Source organism: Ochrovirga pacifica (genome assembly GCF_000220525.1).
GTDB classification, from domain to species: domain Bacteria; phylum Bacteroidota; class Bacteroidia; order Flavobacteriales; family Flavobacteriaceae; genus Ochrovirga; species Ochrovirga pacifica.
On the sequence record NZ_AFPK01000034.1, the window covers coordinates 19,111 to 37,507 of the forward strand.

The following is an 18,397-nucleotide window of genomic DNA, read 5'->3' on the forward strand; positions in this document are numbered from 1 at the left end:
CTAGTCTAAAAAGCTGAAAAATAGGGTGGTTGCGAACGTACCTTTGAAGTGTAATTAGTAACCAACAAACCCTAAATATTATGAAAACTGGAATCATCATCCCATGCTACAACGAAGCGACAAGATTAAACCAAGAAGCTTTTGTAAACTTTGCAAAGTCTCATGCAGACTACCATGTTTGTTTTGTAAACGATGGAAGTGCAGACCATACTTTAGAAGTTTTAGAATCTGTAGCTGCTCAATCACCAGAAAATATTAGTGTAGTCGATGTAAAAATCAACGCAGGAAAAGCAGCCGCAGTACGAACAGGAGTAAAGGTGTTAAGCCAAGATGATTCTATAGAGTTTATCGGATTTATTGATGCTGATTTAAGTACAGACTTTGAGGACTTTAAGAGCTTGGTAACTACCTTAAAGAAAAACGACGATTTGACTTTTGTATACGGATCAAGAGGAAAGGGAGAAGGAGAAATCAAAAGAAATTTTTTCCGCAACGTTTTTTCTAAAATAGTAAAAAGTATTGTTTTCTTAATCTTAGGGTTGCCAATAGAGGATACGCAGTGTGGAGCAAAAGTATTTAGAAAAGAGATTATAGGAGTTGCTTATGCAGAGAAATTCTTAACTCGTTGGTTGTTTGATGTAGAGATTTTTATCCGATTAAAAAAATTCTACGGATCTTCGGAGGTAATGCATAAAATGCACGAACAACCTTTAACAAGATGGGTGCACATGGACGATTCTAAATTAGGAATGAAAGATGCCATTCAAATTCCATACAAATTACTTAGCATTTGGGTTGCATACAGCATCTTAAAACCAACAACATCAGTAGTGTTTTCAGCAAATTAATTTTTACATAGATCATTCATTTTATTGTTTATTTTTTTTTTTTGATGCAGGTTCAGGTTTTCTGAATCTGCATTTTTTTTTACCATTCGTCGATGTGAAGTTTTTGTTATGTTTTTACATATTAAATATGTGTTGTAAATTCTTAGTAGTTGATTTTTAATGAGGAAGCAAATAGGAAGATTGATTTGAGTTAGTTTGTTATTTAATGTTAAAGAAATGTTTAAGCAATATATGAGTTACATTCGTCTTATGTTTAGTGTCATTCGTCGAATATTGTACATTTTCATCATACTTTAGTGCTAAATTTGGAGTGTAGTTAAACTCTAACACAGAGTAGATATTACAAAAGTGAGGCTATCATTGGTAGCTAAACCAGAAAAACAATTTTTTTTAGATAGGGGTATACTTTAAAAATTTGTTCAACGACAGTGATAAATTTTACAAATAGACTGCTGTAGGTGGCTTTGTTAAATGAATTTTTTAAAATTAGGGGTAGTGTTAATCAATTCAAATTTAAAAGCTAGTTATAAAAGTAAAAGAGTAGGTTTATCGCTGTCTCACTTAAAAAAAAAGACTGTTAGAAATTTCTAACAGTCTTTTTAGTATCAGTTAAGGATTGTTTTAAGCTTGTTTTCTTTGTATTGCTTTTTGAGCAGCCTCTACAACTGCAGCAGCATTTAATCCGTATTTGTCCATTAATTGAGCAGGAGTTCCAGATTCTCCAAAAGTGTCATTGGTTGCTACAAATTCTTGAGGAGCTGGTGTGTTAAGAGCTAATGTTCTAGAAATACTTTCTCCTAAGCCACCTAAGAAGTTGTGTTCTTCAGCAGAAACTACGCATCCTGTTTTAGCAACAGATTTTAAAATAATTTCTTCATCCAAAGGTTTTATAGTGTGTATGTTGATTATTTCAGCACTAATTCCTTTAGCTTCTAATTCTTCTGCAGCCAAAAGAGATTCCCAAACCAAATGTCCTGTAGCAACAATGGTTACATCAGTACCTTCGGTCAATCGGATTCCTTTACCAATTTCAAATTTATTTTCATGTGTGGTATTCGTAAATTTTGGCATAAAAATAGGAACTACAGGTCTACCAAAGCGCAAGTAAACAGGTCCATGGTGTTCTGCAATAGCAATGGTTGCTGCTTCTGTTTGGTTGTAATCACAAGTGTTGATTACTGTCATACCAGGCAACATTTTCATCAAACCTAAATCTTCTAAAATTTGGTGAGTAGCACCATCTTCTCCTAACGTTAAACCTGCATGTGAAGCACAGATTTTAACATTTTTGTCAGAGTAGGCGATAGATTGTCTAATTTGATCGTATACACGACCCGTTGAAAATCCTGCAAAAGTACCAGTAAATGGAATTTTACCTCCAATGGTCATCCCTGCAGCAATACCCATCATGTTTGCTTCAGCAATTCCTATTTGGAAAAATCTTTCTGGGTTTTCTTTAATAAATTCCCCCATTTTTAAAGATCCAACTAAATCAGCACACAAAGCAACTACATTAGGATTTGTTCTTCCTAAGTGTGCCAAACCAGCACCAAAACCTGAACGTGTATCTTTTTTTTCTGTGTAAGTGTATTTTTTCATTTTAGACATCTAACGTTTAATCGTCGACAAAAGTAATAATTTTATAACTGTGTCTAGGCTTTTATAAAAAGTTTTTAAGTTCTTGGTATAACTTGTGGGTTGGTAAGCCTACAACGTTGGTGTAACTGCCTTCTATTTTTTCTACACCAATTAAACCAATCCACTCTTGAATTCCATAACTACCAGCTTTGTCGTAAGGTTGATAGTGTTGAATGTAATGGGAAATTTCATCCGCATCCAACTTATTAAAATACACTAGGGTGGTGTCGGTAAAAAGTTTAGAATGTTTAGTAGTGGTTAATTTTACAGAGGTTATTACTTGGTGCCATTTTCCTGAAAGCTGTTGTAGCATTTGTGTTGCTTCTTTGGTATTACTAGGTTTTTCTAGGGCTTTGTTATTAGACCAAACAATAGTGTCTGAGGTTATTAAAAGTTCGTTATTGTTGATGGCAATATGTTTGGATTTTAAATCTGCTAAATAAGAAGTTATTTGTTCTTTTTGTAATTTATTAGAATATACTTCCTCTACTTCTGTTGTTCTGCATGTAAAAGGAATGTTTAACTCTTTTAAAAATTGTTGTCTTCTGGGAGATTTAGATCCCAAAACAATTTGATAGCGTTCTAGCAATTCTTGTAACATAGTGTTTAGTAACTTTTTTTCAATCGATCTAAAGATCTTTTGGTATCTCGTTCTTTTAAGGTTTGTCTTTTGTCGTACAATTTTTTACCTCTACAAAGAGCAATTTCCAGTTTTGCAATACCTCTGTCATTTAAAAACAAACGTAAGGGAACTATAGTCAATCCAACATTCTGTACTTCTTTGTATAACCTTTTTAATTCTTTTTTATTTAGCAATAGTTTTCTAGAACTCTTAGGTTTGTGGTTGTAGGCATTACCGTACAAATATTCTTCTATAAACATGTTTATGGCAAAGAGTTCTCCACGATCGTTAAATTCACAAAAACTTTCTGCAATTCTTGCCTTGCTAAGCCTTATGGATTTTATTTCGGTACCTGTTAGTACAATACCTGCAATATATTTGTCTAGAATTTCGTACTCAAAACGAGCCTTTTTATTCTGAATGTTTATTTTTTTCTGCATGGATTCTAATTATATTTCGTTTATCCTGTAGCGGATGTTGATTCCAAACTGTAAAAGTTTTAGACTCGTTCTAGAGATAATATTTAACTGTGGTCTCCAGTCCACACCTAGTGTTATAGGAGTTTTTTTAAAAAGATACTCAATACCTGTTTCTCCGCTTACACCCAATACAAAAGGATCTCCCAAAAAAGCAGATAATCCTGTACCTATATAGTATTGAAAATTAGGATTATTAAATCTTTCTACTGTAAAATCATACAAAAGATTGGCTCCAATTCCTTCTCCAAAAGCAATATCACCGTGAAGTCTGGTATGATCATCAAAATTTACAATTCCGTCTATAGCTACATTGCTGTAAGTAAACTCTCCTAATCTTATCCCGATTTCTTGTGCATGTATATGCAAGCTACAAGCTATTAAAATAATAAAAAATGTTTTTTTCATGTTTTTTATTTTATATGCAAAAATACAAAGTTCCGTAGACTTTGTGTGTTTGTTTTGTAATAACGACTGACAAGTATTTATAGTATGTGTATACGTAGTTTGTTAAATAGGGTCACCATGCAAATGATAAAAAACACCTATAAAACAGTCAATAATAAAACAAAATTTTATATACCATATCATTTGGGTACTTAATTTTAATTACTTAGTTTTGTACGTATAAATACTTAATTATGTTTGTGTCTAAGTTCTACATTCGTTGTGTGTTTTAATCGGCTTAATTGAACGTAAAAGTGGGAGTTTTTATGAAATAATTACACGGTTTAGTGTTGCTTTATGATGAATAGTTTAACGCTTTGCCTTAATTATAAATTCAGTTTTTGATAGATTTTGGTTTTATCTACCATAAAATGCCAACGAACTGTAGAATCTTAAAGTTCACCTTGTATTATTTCTAAACAGTATTCCTGTAGTAATAATAGTTTCTAGTTGTTTATTGCCATATCAGTAGTCAGTTATGGCAATTTTTTTATTTTTTATACGTATAAAGCAGTACCAAATAAATATGGGTACTGCTTTTTTGTATTTTTGAAACGTAAAAAATAAATAGATGATATCAATAGATAGTTTAGCGGTTGAGTTTAGTGGGAAAAAACTTTTTGACGATGTTTCCTTTGTGATTAATGAAAATGATAAAATCGCACTGATGGGAAAAAATGGTGCAGGAAAATCGACCATGATGAAAATTATAGCAGGAAAGCAGCAAGCAACCCGAGGTGGAGTTCATTGCCCTAAAGATACGGTTATTGCTTATTTGCCTCAACATTTATTGATAGATGACGATTGCACCGTAGTTGAAGAAGCTTCCAAAGCTTTTCAGAGTATTTTTGACATGAAATCCGAACTAGATGATTTGAACAAACAACTAGAAACCCGCACAGATTACGAATCAGAAGCCTACATGAAAATTATTCAAAGAGTTTCAGATTTGGGCGAAAAGTATTATGCTTTGGAAGAAATAAACTTTGAAGCAGAAGTAGAAAAAGCTTTAAAAGGACTAGGGTTTAAATCCGAAGATTTTAGTCGTCAAACATCTGAGTTTAGTGGTGGTTGGCGAATGCGCATAGAGTTGGCTAAAATTTTACTTCAAAAACCTGACCTAATTTTATTAGACGAGCCTACCAATCACGTAGACATAGAATCTGTAATTTGGTTAGAAAACTTTTTGTTGACCAAAGCCAAGGCAGTGATTGTAATTTCGCATGACAAGGCTTTTGTTGACAATATTACCAATAGAACTCTTGAAGTTTCTATGGGTAAGGTATACGATTACAAAGCCAATTATTCTCATTACTTAGAGCTTAGAAAAGAACGAAGAGCCAATCAGCAAAAAGCCTACGACGAGCAACAAAAATTAATAGCAGACAACAAGCAGTATATAGAACGTTTTAAAGGAACGTACTCCAAAGCAGCATCGGTAGCTTCTAGAAAACGTATGTTGGATAAACTAGAAATTATAGAAGTTGATGAAGTGGATACTTCTTCTTTAAAAATGCGTTTTCCTCCATCACCAAGATCTGGAGATTATCCTGTTAAAGTTGAAAATATGAGTAAGTCTTACGGAGATCATACTGTGTTTAAGGATGCAAATATGGCTATAAGAAGAGGAGAAAAGGTAAGTTTTGTAGGAAGAAATGGAGAGGGGAAATCTACCATGATTAAAGCAATTATGGGACAGATAGATTTTAAAGGTTCTTGTGGATTAGGACACAATGCAAAGGTTGGATATTTTGCTCAAAACGAAGCATCATTGTTAGATAACGATCTTACTATTTTTGAAACAGTAGATAATATTGCTGTAGGAGATATTCGAACTCAAATAAAAAATATATTGGGTGCTTTTATGTTTAAAGGAGACGATATTGATAAAAAAGTAGACGTATTGTCTGGAGGAGAAAAAACACGTTTGGCAATGGTAAAGTTGCTACTAGAGCCTGTAAATGTTTTAATTTTAGACGAACCTACAAACCACCTAGACATTCGCTCTAAAGATGTGATTAAAGAGGCTTTAATGAATTTTGATGGAACATTAATCTTAGTTTCTCACGATCGAGATTTTTTAAAAGGACTTTCTCAAAAGGTATTTGAGTTTAAAGACAAACGTGTTGTAGAGCACTTCGAAACAATCGATGCTTTTTTAGAAAGGAATCAGGTAGAAAGCTTGAAAGAAATGGATTTATAACAGATAACCAACACTGTAATGAGGCTTTTGTGTAGTGCAAAAGCCTTTTTTATAAATAGCTGTAATTCTGTAGTGTATTATTGAATGTGTAGCTATTAAAAGACATAAAATTAACTGTTAAAAACTTTTAATGTTAATTTAATGTTAAATAATTGTTGTTTAATAATGAAATGTTTGTATATTTGCAGTATCAACTTATAAATACAATTATTATGAACAGAGTTATTTTAATAGTAGGACTATTCATTGGATTTATATCATACGGTCAAGAGATCACTAGCAATAAAGAAGAGCAACCAGGAATCTACAAAGCAACAGTGTATCATGACAATGGAGAAATCGCTCAAACAGGTTTTATTACTTTAGATAAAAAAGTACATGGAGTTTGGAAGGCTTATGATGTAAATGGAAATTTAAAATCTTTGGGTGAATATGCTCATGGAAAAAAAGTAGGAACCTGGATTTTTTGGGATGGTAAAAAAATGAACAAGCACGTGTTTACTCGTGTAGACTATGATGTAGACAGTCAAATTGCAAAAATTTACAAGTCTACAGGATATGCTCAAATTGCCGAAGTAGAATTGGATGAATAAGCCAAAAGAATTAAAAAATTGTAAAGCAAAAGGAAACCACTCTGTTTAGAGTGGTTTTTTTGTGGAAAGAAAAGAGGTTAAACTTTTACAATATTTCCAGATTTTATTTTTACAGATCGGTGAACCCCTTTTACATAAGAATATTGGGTGTCACATCTAGAGCAAGTTAAAAATTCAGTAAAAAAAAGAAGACGTTTCAATTTCTTTTTCTTCTGCTTAGAACGTAAAGTAGATCCACAAGAGGGACAGTGTCTTTTTTTCATATTTTTACTGTTTATTCATATATGTTGTGAAATTAATAATAAAAATAAGATTATAGCTTGATTTCTGTTAGTTGATCTTTTTTTTGCTGATAAAAAATTAAGAAAGTATATACTTTTCAATAACTTCTGCAACTCCGTCGTTGTTGTTAGAAGCCACAATAAGATCGGCTTTATTTCTTAATTCAGGTGTAACATTAGCTACCCAAACTCCCAAACCAGCAAATTCAACCATGGTCAAATCGTTTCCTGCATTTCCTACAGCAATGGTTTCTTTATGAGAAATTCCTAATTGATCAATTAAGCGTTTTAAGGTAGCAGCTTTGTCTATTCCTTTAGGCATCACTTCTAAAAAGAAAGGCTTAGACATAGAAATACTTAAATCGGGTCTGTCTAAGAGTAATTTTTCTTCAATTGTTTTTAAATAAGAAGGTTCTTCTAATAGCAAACATTTTACACAATCTTTCTGAATTCTTTGCTCTATGTTTTCACAGACTTCATAAGGCATGCCTGTTAAATCTATTTCAACGTCTACATATTGGCTTTTTTTAGAGCTAACAATTGTATTCCCATCGTAGGTAAGGAAGGCTGTTTTATGGTTTTGACTAAATTGATATAAATAATGGATGTCTTTTACATGCAACGCTTGTTCAAAAATACAAGTTTCTGTAGCCATATTTATAATTTGACTACCATTGAAAGAAATGATAAAAGATTTGTAATGATCCAGTTCTAGTTCTCTTGCAAAACCAAGCATGGCAGGTGTGGGCCTACCAGAAGCCAATACCACGTAAACTCCTTTTTGTTGAGCAGCTTTAATGGCTTTTCTATTTCTGTCAGATATGGTATGTTCGTCGGTTAACAAGGTGTCATCCATATCTAAAACTATCATTTTATAACTCATGTTGTTATTTTTTGGTTTGTTAAATCTATGGTAAAAATAGCCAAAATAGATTCTTAAAGGTTTTAGCTCAGTGTGAATAAATATTTATTATTTTTGCACTTTATTTTCAACCTTCAAAAACATCAAAATTATGAAACGTGATCAAATCATTTTTGATTTAATTCAGCAAGAAAAAGAAAGACAATTAAAAGGGATTGAATTGATTGCTTCTGAGAACTTTGTGAGCGAGCAAGTAATGGAGGCTCAAGGATCTGTATTAACCAACAAATATGCAGAAGGATATCCTGGCAAAAGATATTATGGAGGTTGTGAAGTTGTAGATGTAGTAGAGCAATTGGCTATAGATCGTGCAAAAGAGTTGTATGGAGCAGCTTATGTAAATGTACAACCGCACTCAGGATCTCAAGCAAACGCAGCCGTTTATTTTGCGGTGTTGCAACCAGGAGATAAAATTTTAGGATTCGACTTGTCACACGGAGGACATTTAACTCACGGATCGCCAGTAAACTTTTCAGGAAAAATTTATCAAGCCGTACACTACGGAGTAGAGAAAGAAACGGGAGTTTTAAACTACGATAATATATTAGAAATAGCCAAAGCAGAAAAACCACAAATGATTGTGGCGGGTGCATCTTCTTACTCAAGAGACATTGACTTTGCTAAATTTAGAGCAATTGCAGATGAAGTAGGAGCTTATTTGTTGGCAGATATTTCTCATCCATCAGGAATGATTGCTACAGGGATTTTAAGTAACCCTATGCCTCACTGTCACTTTGTAACCACAACTACTCACAAAACCTTAAGAGGTCCAAGAGGAGGAATGATTATGATGGGACAAGATTTTGAGAATCGAGATGGAATTAAACTTAAAAATGGAAGCTTAAAGAAAATGTCTGCTATGTTAAACGGAGCAGTTTTTCCAGGACAACAAGGTGGACCTTTAGAACATGTAATTGCAGCAAAAGCTATTGCTTTGGGAGAAGCATTAACACCAGAATACAAAGAGTATCAATTGCAGGTAAAGAAAAATGCTGCAAAATTAGCTGCAGAATTGGTTGCAAAAGATTACCAAATTATTTCAGGAGGTACAGACAATCACTGTATGTTAATTGATTTAAGAAATAAAAACTTATCTGGAAAAGATGCTGAAGGTGCTTTGGTAAAAGCAGATATTACTGCCAATAAAAATATGGTTCCTTTTGATGATAAATCGCCTTTTGTAACTTCAGGAATTCGATTAGGAACTTCTGCTGTAACCACAAGAGGATTAAAAGAAGAGGACATGGTAGTGGTTGCAGGATTTATTGATGAAGTAATCAATAACTTTGAGAATGATGATGTATTAGAAGGAATTGCTAAAAAAGTAAATGAGTTTATGCAAGACAGACCATTGTTTCAGTGGTAAGAAGAATCATATAAATCAAAAAAAGAGTCAATTTATTGACTCTTTTTTTTGGGGGTTAACTTTTCGATTTTCAGTTGATGATATAATTTCCCTGTGTCTTTAGTGTAATCGCAGTCTTGAAAAATTCCGCAAGAGGTGTTAGCTCTTACCAAAGATTTTTTAGGCTGATATTTAGACAAAGCCTCTATATCTGGAGTTAAATACTTCATATTGTTTCTTTTATAGCTTGTTTATAATATACGCATAAAACTATAAAAAAGCAAAGGATAGATAATTAATTAAATACTAACTATTTAAGATGTTTTCTTAACGTTCTGAAGATAGTCACGTACTTTAGGACTATCAAAGTCACAGTTTAAAATAATTCCACCCGATGTGGAAGAATTTACCAATGTTTTTTCAGTAGCTCTTCTTCCTAATGCCTCAATGTTTTTGTTCAAATACTTCATTGCTTTAAAGTTTAAAAATTAGTACTGCTTGCTTAAGGTAAAATTAAAAAAGAGTGACAGTATATTAGATGACTTTTAGCAGGTTAAAAGAGGTTTTTAGATAATATTAAACAGTCTAATAGTTTTTTGTTTAAAATTTAAACCAATAAAGTGTGGCTGTTATTTTACAAAAAATAAATACTTTTAAGATGTACAAAAAACATAAAAATGTATTCAGAGTTAGAAACGCATTATGGATATCTTTTTGAAAAAGAGCTGTTAGAGGAAATAAGTAAAATTGCTATCTACAAAGAAGTTACAAAAGGAACCACGCTTATGTCTATAGGTCAGTATGTAAAATCGATGCCTATATTGCTAAATGGAGCTATAAAAATTTTAAGAGAGGATTCTGAAGGAGATGAATTGCTACTGTACTTTTTAGAAAAAGGAGATACCTGTGCAATGACATTAACGTGCTGTACTGGCAATAAAAAAAGTGAAATTAAAGCAATTACTGAGCTAGATACTCGGTTACTAATGATTCCTGTAGAAAAAATGGAAACTTGGCTAGCAACCTACAAATCATGGAGAGATTTTGTTTTAAACAGTTATCATCATAGGTTTATGGAGTTGTTAGATACAGTTGATACGATTGCTTTTAAAAAAATGGACGAACGCTTGCTGAAATATTTAAAAGATAAAAAAGCAGTAACAGGTAATAAGGTCATTAAAAGCACACATCAAGAAATTGCATATGAATTGCATACTTCTAGAGTTGTAATTTCTAGGTTGCTAAAAAAAATGGAGCAAGAAGGACGTATTTCTTTAAGAAGAAATGCAGTTTATGTATTGTAATAAAAAAAGCCTAACCAAATTGGTTAAGCTTTTCGATAGAAAATAATTTTCACCCATGTTTATTTTCTCTCATAGTAAAGTAATATATTGTATAAAGATTTTTTTAAATAGATAAAGCGGTGTTCCCTATAGATTCTTTAGGGCTAAAGATAGCGTATACAGCATTTTCTACATATTGTATACCTTTTTCTATAGTACTAGTTTCTCTGTTAGTTTTTGCAACCACTTCAGAAGTTGGTTTAAAGGCAAATCTAGAATTGCTAACAATCATACAAGCCTTTTTAGCATTGTACTCATCTACAATAATAGCAATTTTATTGTCAATCTTTTCAATACCTACAAAAATTGCAGATACTCTTTGGATTGCATTCTTTATTTGTAAAGCTTCTAATTTGTTAGTGCATGTATAAATTGATGTCGGGGTTTTGATAGGGGTATTTTTCATCTTGTTAAAAATTTAGGGGTTAGGGGTTTTGGGGTTTCTTTTTCAATGAGCTCTATTTACTGTGGGGCAATAAATAGTTGTTTGTTTTTCTTATTCTAAAATTAGAGAATATCTAAAGTGATTTCATTGACGTGTAACAATTTTATAATTGATTTAGGTTGTTGTTAAACTATGTAAAAGTTGATTTACTTGGCTTATTTATTTTTTTTCACATACAAAAACTTGTTAAAGTGTTGTTTTTTAGGTGTTTATATGTTTATTTGTCTTTGTTGATTTAAGCATAAGTCAACATGCTATTCAAATTAACTTAACATTGCAATGCTTATTGTCATTAACTTTTGTTATTTAATAAGTAAAACTTGCGGAAAGACACAGTTTAAAAAAGTTAGTTTTTATGCAAAAACCTACTAAAAAAGTAGAGATTGATGTTTTGAGAGGGGAGTAAAAAGTCAAATTGTACACAAGTAGCTTAAAAAAGTGAAGAAAAACAACCTGTTTTTTTTTTTGACAACAAACAGGTTGTTTTGGTAATTAATCTGTTACTTCTTTTACTGCTTCCACAGCTTTTTTAGATTTTTTTTCTAAATAAGTTCCAGCATCTTTTAATGCATCTTTGGTTTTGTCAATAGTACCATGTGCATCAACTTTAATTACTTTACGATCTTTTTTTTCACAGCCAATCAAAGCTAAGAGGGTTAAAAGGCCAAGTGTTAATACTGCGTTTTTCATATACTGTAAATTTGTGTTGGGCTAAGCGAAATTAAAAAATAAAAAAAAGAATGGATTGTAGTATCTTGCAGTGCATTAAAACTATCTATATATGTCAGATTCAGAAAAGATTATATTTTCTATGCGTGGATTGAGTAAAACATATCAATCTACAGGAAAACAAGTATTAAAAAATATTCATTTAAGTTTTTTCTACGGAGCTAAAATCGGAATCTTAGGATTAAACGGATCGGGAAAATCTACTTTGTTAAAAATTATTGCTGGTGTAGAAAAGAATTATCAAGGTGATATTAATTTTCTTCCAGGATATTCTGTTGGATACCTAGAACAAGAACCTCAGTTAGACGATGACAAAACCGTTATGGATATTGTAAAAGAAGGAGCGGCCGAAACTGTAGCTGTTTTAGAGGAGTACAATAAAATTAACGATATGTTTGGTTTAGAAGAAGTGTATTCTGATGCAGAAAAAATGGATGAGTTAATGGCCAGACAAGCAGAATTGCAAGACCAAATTGATGCTTCTAACGCTTGGGAGTTAGATACCAAACTAGAAATAGCCATGGATGCCTTGCGTACGCCAGAGGGAGATACTCCTATTAAAAACTTATCAGGAGGAGAAAGAAGAAGAGTTGCTTTGTGTAGGTTGTTGCTACAAGAGCCTGATATTTTGTTGTTAGACGAACCAACCAACCACTTAGATGCAGAATCGGTACATTGGCTAGAGCACCATCTACAACAATATAAAGGAACTGTAATTGCGATTACTCACGATAGGTATTTCTTGGATAATGTTGCTGGTTGGATTTTAGAATTAGACAGAGGAGAGGGGATTCCTTGGAAAGGGAATTATTCTTCTTGGTTAGATCAAAAAGGAAAACGTTTGGCACAAGAAGAAAAAACAGCATCCAAACGTCAAAAAACATTAGAGCGAGAATTGGAATGGGTTCGTCAAGGAGCTAAAGGTCGTCAGGCAAAATCTAAAGCCCGTTTAAAGAATTACGACAAATTGATGAACCAAGATCAAAAGCAGGTAGAAGAGAAATTAGAAATTTATATTCCTAACGGACCTAGACTAGGATCTAATGTAATAGAAGCCAAAGGAGTTGCAAAAGCATTTGGAGAAAAGTTATTGTATGACAATTTGGAGTTTAACTTACCACAAAACGGTATTGTAGGAATTATTGGGCCAAACGGAGCAGGAAAATCTACTATTTTTAGAATGATTATGGGCGAGCAAACTCCAGATGGAGGAGAATTTGTTGTAGGAGATACGGCAAAAATTGCATATGTAGACCAAAGTCATGCAGATATAGATCCAGAAAAATCTATATGGGAAAATTTTGCCGATGGACAAGAGCAAATCATGATGGGGGGAAGAATGGTAAATTCAAGAGCTTATTTATCACGTTTTAACTTTTCGGGATCTGAACAAAATAAAAAAGTAGCATTGTTGTCTGGAGGTGAGCGTAACCGCTTGCATTTAGCAATGACTCTTAGAGAAGAAGGAAACGTATTGTTGTTGGATGAACCTACCAACGATTTGGATGTAAACACCCTACGTGCATTGGAAGAAGGTTTGGAGAACTTTGCAGGATGTGCCGTTGTTATTTCTCACGACCGTTGGTTTTTAGATAGAATTTGTACTCATATTTTAGCTTTCGAAGGAGATTCTCAGGTGTATTTCTTTGAAGGTTCTTTTTCTGAATATGAAGAAAACAAAAAGAAACGTTTAGGGGGAGATACCATGCCAAAACGTATCAAATACAAAAAACTAATCCGTTAGTTTTTTTTTAAAGAAAAAGGTCGAAGCACAAACTTCGACCTTTCTTTTTTATGAGATTACAATGGTTTTTTTGTTTAAAAAAGTATAGAAACCATCTTCTCCTAATTCTTTACCGTATCCAGAGTTTTTAACACCTCCAAAAGGTAATTTAGGATCTGAAACCACAAGGTTGTTAATAGCTACATAACCAGATTCAATTTGTTTAGCTAGTTTGTTGGCTTTTTCTAAGTCCTTTGTCCAAACTGCTGCTCCCAAACCATAAGGGCTGTTGTTTACTTGATCAATCAATTCAGACTCTTTTTCGTATCCTATCAAACAAAGAACAGGGCCAAATATTTCTTCTTTTAAAAGAGGATTGTCCTTTTCAACTACAAGAAGTGTTGGGCTGTAAAAAGGTGCATTTACTTTTCCTCCTTTGATAAGTTTTGCTCCATGCTGAATGGTTTTTTCTACCTGTTCTTGCAAAGTCTCTAGGAACTCTTCTTTTGCAATAGGCCCCATATTTACATTTTCATTCATAGGGTCTCCTAAAACCAAATGCTCCATTTTTTCTAAGAGGAAATCAGTAGCTTGAGAAATTTTAGTTTTAGGGACAAAAATTCTTTTTGCAGCAATACATACTTGTCCCGTATTTTTTAGTCTAGAAGTGAAAGCTGCAGATAATGCATCTTCTAAATTGGCATCGTCTAAAATGGCAAAGGCATCGGTGCCACCAAGTTCTAATACCGATTTTTTTAAGTGTTTTCCTGCCAAAGCAGCTACTGCACTTCCTGCTTTGTTGCTTCCAGTAACACATACACCTTGTATACAATCATGTTGTATTACTTGCTCTACTTGCGAAGAGTCTATAACAAGAGCTGTAAATACATTAGATGGAAACCCTGCTTTTAAAAATAGCTTTTCTAGTTCTAATGCACATCCTGTAACATTAGAAGCATGTTTTAGTACACAAACATTACCTGCCATAATATTGGGAAAAGCATATCTAAAAACTTGCCAAAAAGGGAAATTCCAGGGCATGATACCAAAAACAGCTCCTTGTGGCTGATAAGAAATATAGCTGGATTCATTTTTGGGTTGATCTTGTAAAAATTGCGAAAAATGATTTGTGAAATAACGAACCAAAGTGGCACACTTTTCTATTTCCGCAATCGATTCTTTGTATGGTTTTCCCATTTCAAGGGTAATCATCTTAGCTAAAGATTCTTTGTTTTCTAAAACTATTTTCTCAAAAATATTTCCTAATTTTTGTCTGTAAGAAATATCAGATGCTTTCCAGAAACGGTAAGACTGTTCAATAAGGACAAGTTTGTCATCAATCTCTGATTCAGATAAAGTAGGATATTGTTCTAATTCTTTTTGAGTATAGGGATTGTAAGTTTTTATCATATAAAAGTTGTCGAGTTTGGTCAGTAAAATTACAAAACATGAAATTAAAAATAGAGACTAATACAATAGATATGGATATAGAACAACTAAGAATGTATTGTTTGCAAAAAAAACAAGTCACTGAAAGTTTTCCTTTTGATGAGCAAACATTGGTTTTTAAAGTAAGTGATAAAATGTTTGCTGTGATTGGTTTAGAAAAACACCCACATTCGGTAAATTTAAAGTGCAATCCCGAAAAAGCTTTGGAACTAAGAGAGCGTTACCAAGCCGTAAGTCCTGAGTATCATATGAGCAAGAAACATTGGAACACCATTCAGTTGGCATACGATATGTCTTCGGAAGAATTAAAGTACTGGATAGATCATTCGTACCACCTTGTAGTTAATGGATTTAGTAAAAAAAAGCAAAAAGAACTAGGACTTTAAAGTGCTTATATAACAGATGTTTAGGTTTTTTTATAACTAGAATAAGTATATTTGCAATCCATTTTTAAAGATTAGGAAGATGTTTTGGTATCATGAAGAATTGAATAGACTTGAAGAAGAAAAAAAGGAATTAGCTTATATCCCAGAGACGATCTTTTACGGAAGTTCCTCTTTTAATTTATGGGATGATTTAGAAGCTTTATTCCAAGAGTATAAACCTATCAATTTAGCGTTTGGTGGATCTACTTTAGCCGCTTGCTCTTGGTTCTACAAAAAGAATTTTAAAGGACTAAAGCCTAAGCATGTGCTTATTTATGCAGGAGATAATGACTTAGGAGAAGGTCGTCATCCAGAAGAAGTTGTACTGTTTTTTAAGACTTTGTTAACACAAATTAGAGAAGATTATGGAAATATCCCTGTTACATTTGTATCTATAAAACCAAGTCCAAGCAGATGGCATTTGGCAGGTAGCATACGCTATACCAATAGCAATATAAAAGAGTTGGTAAAAAAAGATGAAAATCTACATTACTTAAATATCTTTGATGCTACTTTGGATGAATCAGGAAAACCAAATCCGTTGTATTTTATGGAGGATCGATTGCATTTAAATAAAATAGGATACAAAATTTGGTACGACATTATTTCTAAACACCTAAAGTCTTTGCCTGTGCTTGTAAACTCGTAAAATGTAAAAGATGCTATGAATAGAGAATACCATAAGTGGTATAGTTCAGTTTTAGAAAGAGATATGGAATTGTTGGTTTTTGGTCATGCAGGTACCAAGGTTCTTTTTTTTCCACCAAGAATGGGGCGTTTTTACGACTACGAAAATTGGAGAGTTATTAAATCTTTACAACCTAAAATTGAAGCTGGTCACATTCAAGTGTATTGCTTAGATAGCATTGATACAGAAACATTTTACAACAAAGAATCGCACCCCGGACACAGAATTTACCGACATTGTTTGTATGAAAATTACATTCTAAATGAAGTGTTTCCTTTAATGGAACAGTTAAATGATCATCCAGATGTGATTTCGGCAGGATGTAGCTTAGGAGCGTATCATGCCATGAACATAGCACTAAGGCATCCGTCTAAATTTTGCAAAGTAGTTGGGATGAGTGGTAGGTACGATTTAACATTTTCCAAAGCTTATTTTGATGATTTAATGTCAGGTTATCATGATGAAAATGTATATTTTAATATGCCTACACAGTATTTAAAAAATGTAGGAGATCCTGTGTATTTAAACCAAATTGATCAAATGGATATTATTTTGGTCATTGGAAAAGAAGATTTATTTTTAGAAAACAATTATCAGCTAAAAGAAATTTTAGATGCAAAGGGAATTTCTTATCAATTTTATGAATGGGAAGAAGAAGCGCATAAAGCGTATTATTGGAGAAGAATGGTAAAATTATACATATAAAAAAGGAGCGATAGTAGAAAGTCGCTCCTTTTTGCATTAAGAGTTTTTATAGAGTTCTGTAAAGTGCTGGTAAAAATAAGGAATGGTTTCTATACCCTTAAAAAAGTTAAATAAACCAAAATGTTCGTTAGGAGAGTGGATGGCATCGGTGTTTAAACCAAAACCCATTAATATGGTATGACTGCCAAAAACATCGTTGAATAATGATACTATTGGAATGCTACCACCCGAGGGTTGTGGTATAGGAGGGGTTTTAAAAGTTTGAGAATATGCCTTATGGGCTGCTTGGTATCCTATAGAATCTAAGGGAGTTAAATAAGCCTTACCTCCATGATGAGGTGTTATTTTAACAGTAACAGATTCTGGAGCTAAACTCAAAAAATGGCGAGTAAACAATTCTGTAATTTTATCAGGGTCTTGATTGGCTACCAATCGCATAGAGATTTTAGCATAGGCTTTAGAAGGCAATACTGTTTTGGCTCCTTTGCCTATATAGCCTCCCCAAATTCCATTTACGTCTAGTGTAGGTCTTACAGAGCTTCTTTCTAAAGTACTGTACCCCTTTTCTCCAGCTTCTTTAGAAATGGCAATAGATTTATTATATGTTTGCTGGTCAAAAGGAGCTTTGGCCATTTCTTCTCTATCAGTTTCAGATAACTCTAGCACATCGTCGTAAAAGCCAGGAATGGTAATTTTGTTATTTTCGTCATGCAGTTCAGCAATCATCTTGCTTAGAATATTAATAGGGTTGGCTACGGCACCTCCATAAAAACCAGAATGTAAGTCTCTATTAGGACCTGTCACTTCGACTTCAACATAACTTAGTCCACGCAAACCTGTAGTAATTGACGGTTGAGTGTTAGAAATCATTCCTGTATCTGAAATTAGAATCACATCGTTTTTAAAGAGTTCTTTATATTCTTTAATAGTAGCTTCTAAACTAGGAGAGCCAATTTCTTCTTCTCCCTCTACCATAAATTTTATATTGCATGGTAGTTGATTGGTTGTTATTAAATATTCAATTGCTTTAACATGCATAAAAAACTGCCCTTTGTCATCACAAGCACCTCGTGCAAAAATTGCTCCTTCTGGGTGTATAAGAGTGTTTTTAATTGTGGGTTCAAAAGGTTCACTTTCCCATAAATCTAAAGGATCAGCAGGTTGTACATCGTAATGGCCGTATACCAAAACTGTAGGGAGCTTGGTGTCTATAATCTTATCAGCGTAAACTACTGGGTTTCCTTGGGTCTGAATTTCTTGAACATGGTCGCATCCTATTTTTTCTAAAGCAGAGGCAACTTGTTTTGCTGTTTTAGCAATTTGTGGTTTGTAGTCAGAGTCTGCACTAATAGATGGAGTGCGTAAAAGGTCAAATAACTCTTCTACAAATCGATTTCGATGTGTTTCTATGTACTTTTGTAAAGTATTCATGGGGTTTTGGTTTTTATAGTACTAAAATATAATTTTTCTCTTTGGTATTTGTAACTATTGTGTATATTTGCACTCGTTAAAATT

The 18,397-nt window shown here is 33.0% G+C and carries 20 protein-coding genes; 9 read left to right on the forward strand and 11 right to left on the reverse strand.

Translation table 11 applies throughout. The features are described 5' to 3' along the window. Positions 1-80: 80 nt before the first annotated feature. Positions 81-848 carry a glycosyltransferase gene (locus FS85_RS0106040; RefSeq protein ID WP_010135062.1) on the forward strand — a complete coding sequence of 256 codons (768 nt, stop codon included), beginning with the start codon at positions 81-83 and terminating at the stop codon, positions 846-848. Between the two features lie 621 nt (positions 849-1,469). Here FS85_RS0106040 and FS85_RS0106055 read toward each other — a convergent pair. The 4 genes from FS85_RS0106055 to FS85_RS0106070 form a co-directional block, all read right to left on the reverse strand. After that, complete coding sequence (locus tag FS85_RS0106055; RefSeq protein WP_029489295.1) at positions 1,470-2,447, reverse strand: transketolase family protein; 978 nt, start codon at positions 2,445-2,447, stop codon at positions 1,470-1,472. 61 nt (positions 2,448-2,508) lie between these two features. Beyond that, positions 2,509-3,087 (reverse strand): Maf family nucleotide pyrophosphatase, encoded by a 579-nt coding sequence (locus FS85_RS0106060; RefSeq protein ID WP_010135214.1) that lies wholly within the window; start codon positions 3,085-3,087, stop codon positions 2,509-2,511. A gap of 5 nt (positions 3,088-3,092) precedes the next feature. Continuing rightward, entirely contained in the window at positions 3,093-3,548 is a 456-nt protein-coding gene (gene smpB, locus FS85_RS0106065) for an SsrA-binding protein SmpB (RefSeq protein ID WP_010135215.1), read from the reverse strand. A gap of 9 nt (positions 3,549-3,557) precedes the next feature. Then, entirely contained in the window at positions 3,558-3,992 is a 435-nt protein-coding gene (locus FS85_RS0106070) for a hypothetical protein (RefSeq protein ID WP_010135217.1), read from the reverse strand. 610 nt (positions 3,993-4,602) lie between these two features. On the opposite strand from FS85_RS0106070, the gene FS85_RS0106075 reads away from it, so the two are divergent. Further along, on the forward strand, positions 4,603-6,234 hold the full coding sequence (locus FS85_RS0106075; protein ID WP_010135218.1) for an ABC-F family ATP-binding cassette domain-containing protein: 1,632 nt from the start codon (positions 4,603-4,605) through the stop codon (positions 6,232-6,234). Positions 6,235-6,446: 212 nt separating this feature from the next. After that, the gene (locus FS85_RS15220) at positions 6,447-6,827 is read left to right on the forward strand and encodes a toxin-antitoxin system YwqK family antitoxin (protein WP_010135219.1); all 381 of its coding nucleotides are present in this window, start codon (positions 6,447-6,449) and stop codon (positions 6,825-6,827) included. 360 nt (positions 6,828-7,187) lie between these two features. On the opposite strand, the gene FS85_RS0106085 is transcribed toward FS85_RS15220, so the two are convergent. After that, a complete protein-coding gene (locus FS85_RS0106085) occupies positions 7,188-7,991 on the reverse strand; it encodes a Cof-type HAD-IIB family hydrolase (RefSeq protein WP_010135220.1) in 804 nt (267 codons plus the stop codon). Positions 7,992-8,121: 130 nt separating this feature from the next. On the opposite strand from FS85_RS0106085, the gene glyA reads away from it, so the two are divergent. Then, positions 8,122-9,396 carry a serine hydroxymethyltransferase gene (gene glyA / locus FS85_RS0106090; protein WP_010135221.1) on the forward strand — a complete coding sequence of 425 codons (1,275 nt, stop codon included), beginning with the start codon at positions 8,122-8,124 and terminating at the stop codon, positions 9,394-9,396. Between the two features lie 32 nt (positions 9,397-9,428). Here glyA and FS85_RS16785 read toward each other — a convergent pair whose 3' ends face one another. Both FS85_RS16785 and FS85_RS16720 read right to left on the reverse strand, forming a co-directional pair. Continuing rightward, the gene (locus FS85_RS16785) at positions 9,429-9,605 is read right to left on the reverse strand and encodes a hypothetical protein (protein WP_192807097.1); all 177 of its coding nucleotides are present in this window, start codon (positions 9,603-9,605) and stop codon (positions 9,429-9,431) included. Between the two features lie 84 nt (positions 9,606-9,689). Next, entirely contained in the window at positions 9,690-9,845 is a 156-nt protein-coding gene (locus FS85_RS16720) for a hypothetical protein (RefSeq protein WP_160162390.1), read from the reverse strand. A gap of 207 nt (positions 9,846-10,052) precedes the next feature. On the opposite strand from FS85_RS16720, the gene FS85_RS0106105 reads away from it, so the two are divergent. After that, on the forward strand, positions 10,053-10,679 hold the full coding sequence (locus FS85_RS0106105) for a Crp/Fnr family transcriptional regulator (RefSeq protein WP_010135222.1): 627 nt from the start codon (positions 10,053-10,055) through the stop codon (positions 10,677-10,679). Positions 10,680-10,782: 103 nt separating this feature from the next. Here FS85_RS0106105 and FS85_RS0106110 read toward each other — a convergent pair whose 3' ends face one another. Then, complete coding sequence (locus FS85_RS0106110; protein ID WP_010135223.1) at positions 10,783-11,124, reverse strand: hypothetical protein; 342 nt, start codon at positions 11,122-11,124, stop codon at positions 10,783-10,785. A 531-nt stretch (positions 11,125-11,655) separates the two neighbouring features. Further along, positions 11,656-11,853 (reverse strand): hypothetical protein, encoded by a 198-nt coding sequence (locus tag FS85_RS0106115; protein ID WP_010135225.1) that lies wholly within the window; start codon positions 11,851-11,853, stop codon positions 11,656-11,658. 91 nt (positions 11,854-11,944) lie between these two features. Between FS85_RS0106115 and ettA the strand changes: the two genes are divergently transcribed. After that, a complete protein-coding gene (gene ettA / locus FS85_RS0106120) occupies positions 11,945-13,636 on the forward strand; it encodes an energy-dependent translational throttle protein EttA (RefSeq protein ID WP_010135226.1) in 1,692 nt (563 codons plus the stop codon). Between the two features lie 48 nt (positions 13,637-13,684). On the opposite strand, the gene FS85_RS0106125 is transcribed toward ettA, so the two are convergent. After that, on the reverse strand, positions 13,685-15,025 hold the full coding sequence (locus FS85_RS0106125) for an aldehyde dehydrogenase family protein (RefSeq protein WP_010135227.1): 1,341 nt from the start codon (positions 15,023-15,025) through the stop codon (positions 13,685-13,687). Between the two features lie 38 nt (positions 15,026-15,063). Between FS85_RS0106125 and FS85_RS0106130 the strand changes: the two genes are divergently transcribed. The 3 genes from FS85_RS0106130 (at position 15,064) to FS85_RS0106140 (ending at position 16,882) form a co-directional block, all read left to right on the forward strand. Then, positions 15,064-15,450, forward strand: a complete 387-nt coding sequence (locus FS85_RS0106130; protein WP_010135228.1) for an MmcQ/YjbR family DNA-binding protein — start codon at positions 15,064-15,066, stop codon at positions 15,448-15,450. 79 nt (positions 15,451-15,529) lie between these two features. Continuing rightward, positions 15,530-16,138, forward strand: a complete 609-nt coding sequence (locus FS85_RS0106135; protein WP_010135229.1) for a GDSL-type esterase/lipase family protein — start codon at positions 15,530-15,532, stop codon at positions 16,136-16,138. A gap of 15 nt (positions 16,139-16,153) precedes the next feature. Then, positions 16,154-16,882 (forward strand): esterase family protein, encoded by a 729-nt coding sequence (locus FS85_RS0106140; protein ID WP_010135230.1) that lies wholly within the window; start codon positions 16,154-16,156, stop codon positions 16,880-16,882. Between the two features lie 36 nt (positions 16,883-16,918). On the opposite strand, the gene FS85_RS0106145 is transcribed toward FS85_RS0106140, so the two are convergent. Then, entirely contained in the window at positions 16,919-18,313 is a 1,395-nt protein-coding gene (locus FS85_RS0106145; RefSeq protein WP_010135232.1) for a dipeptidase, read from the reverse strand. Between the last annotated feature and the right edge of the window lie 84 nt (positions 18,314-18,397).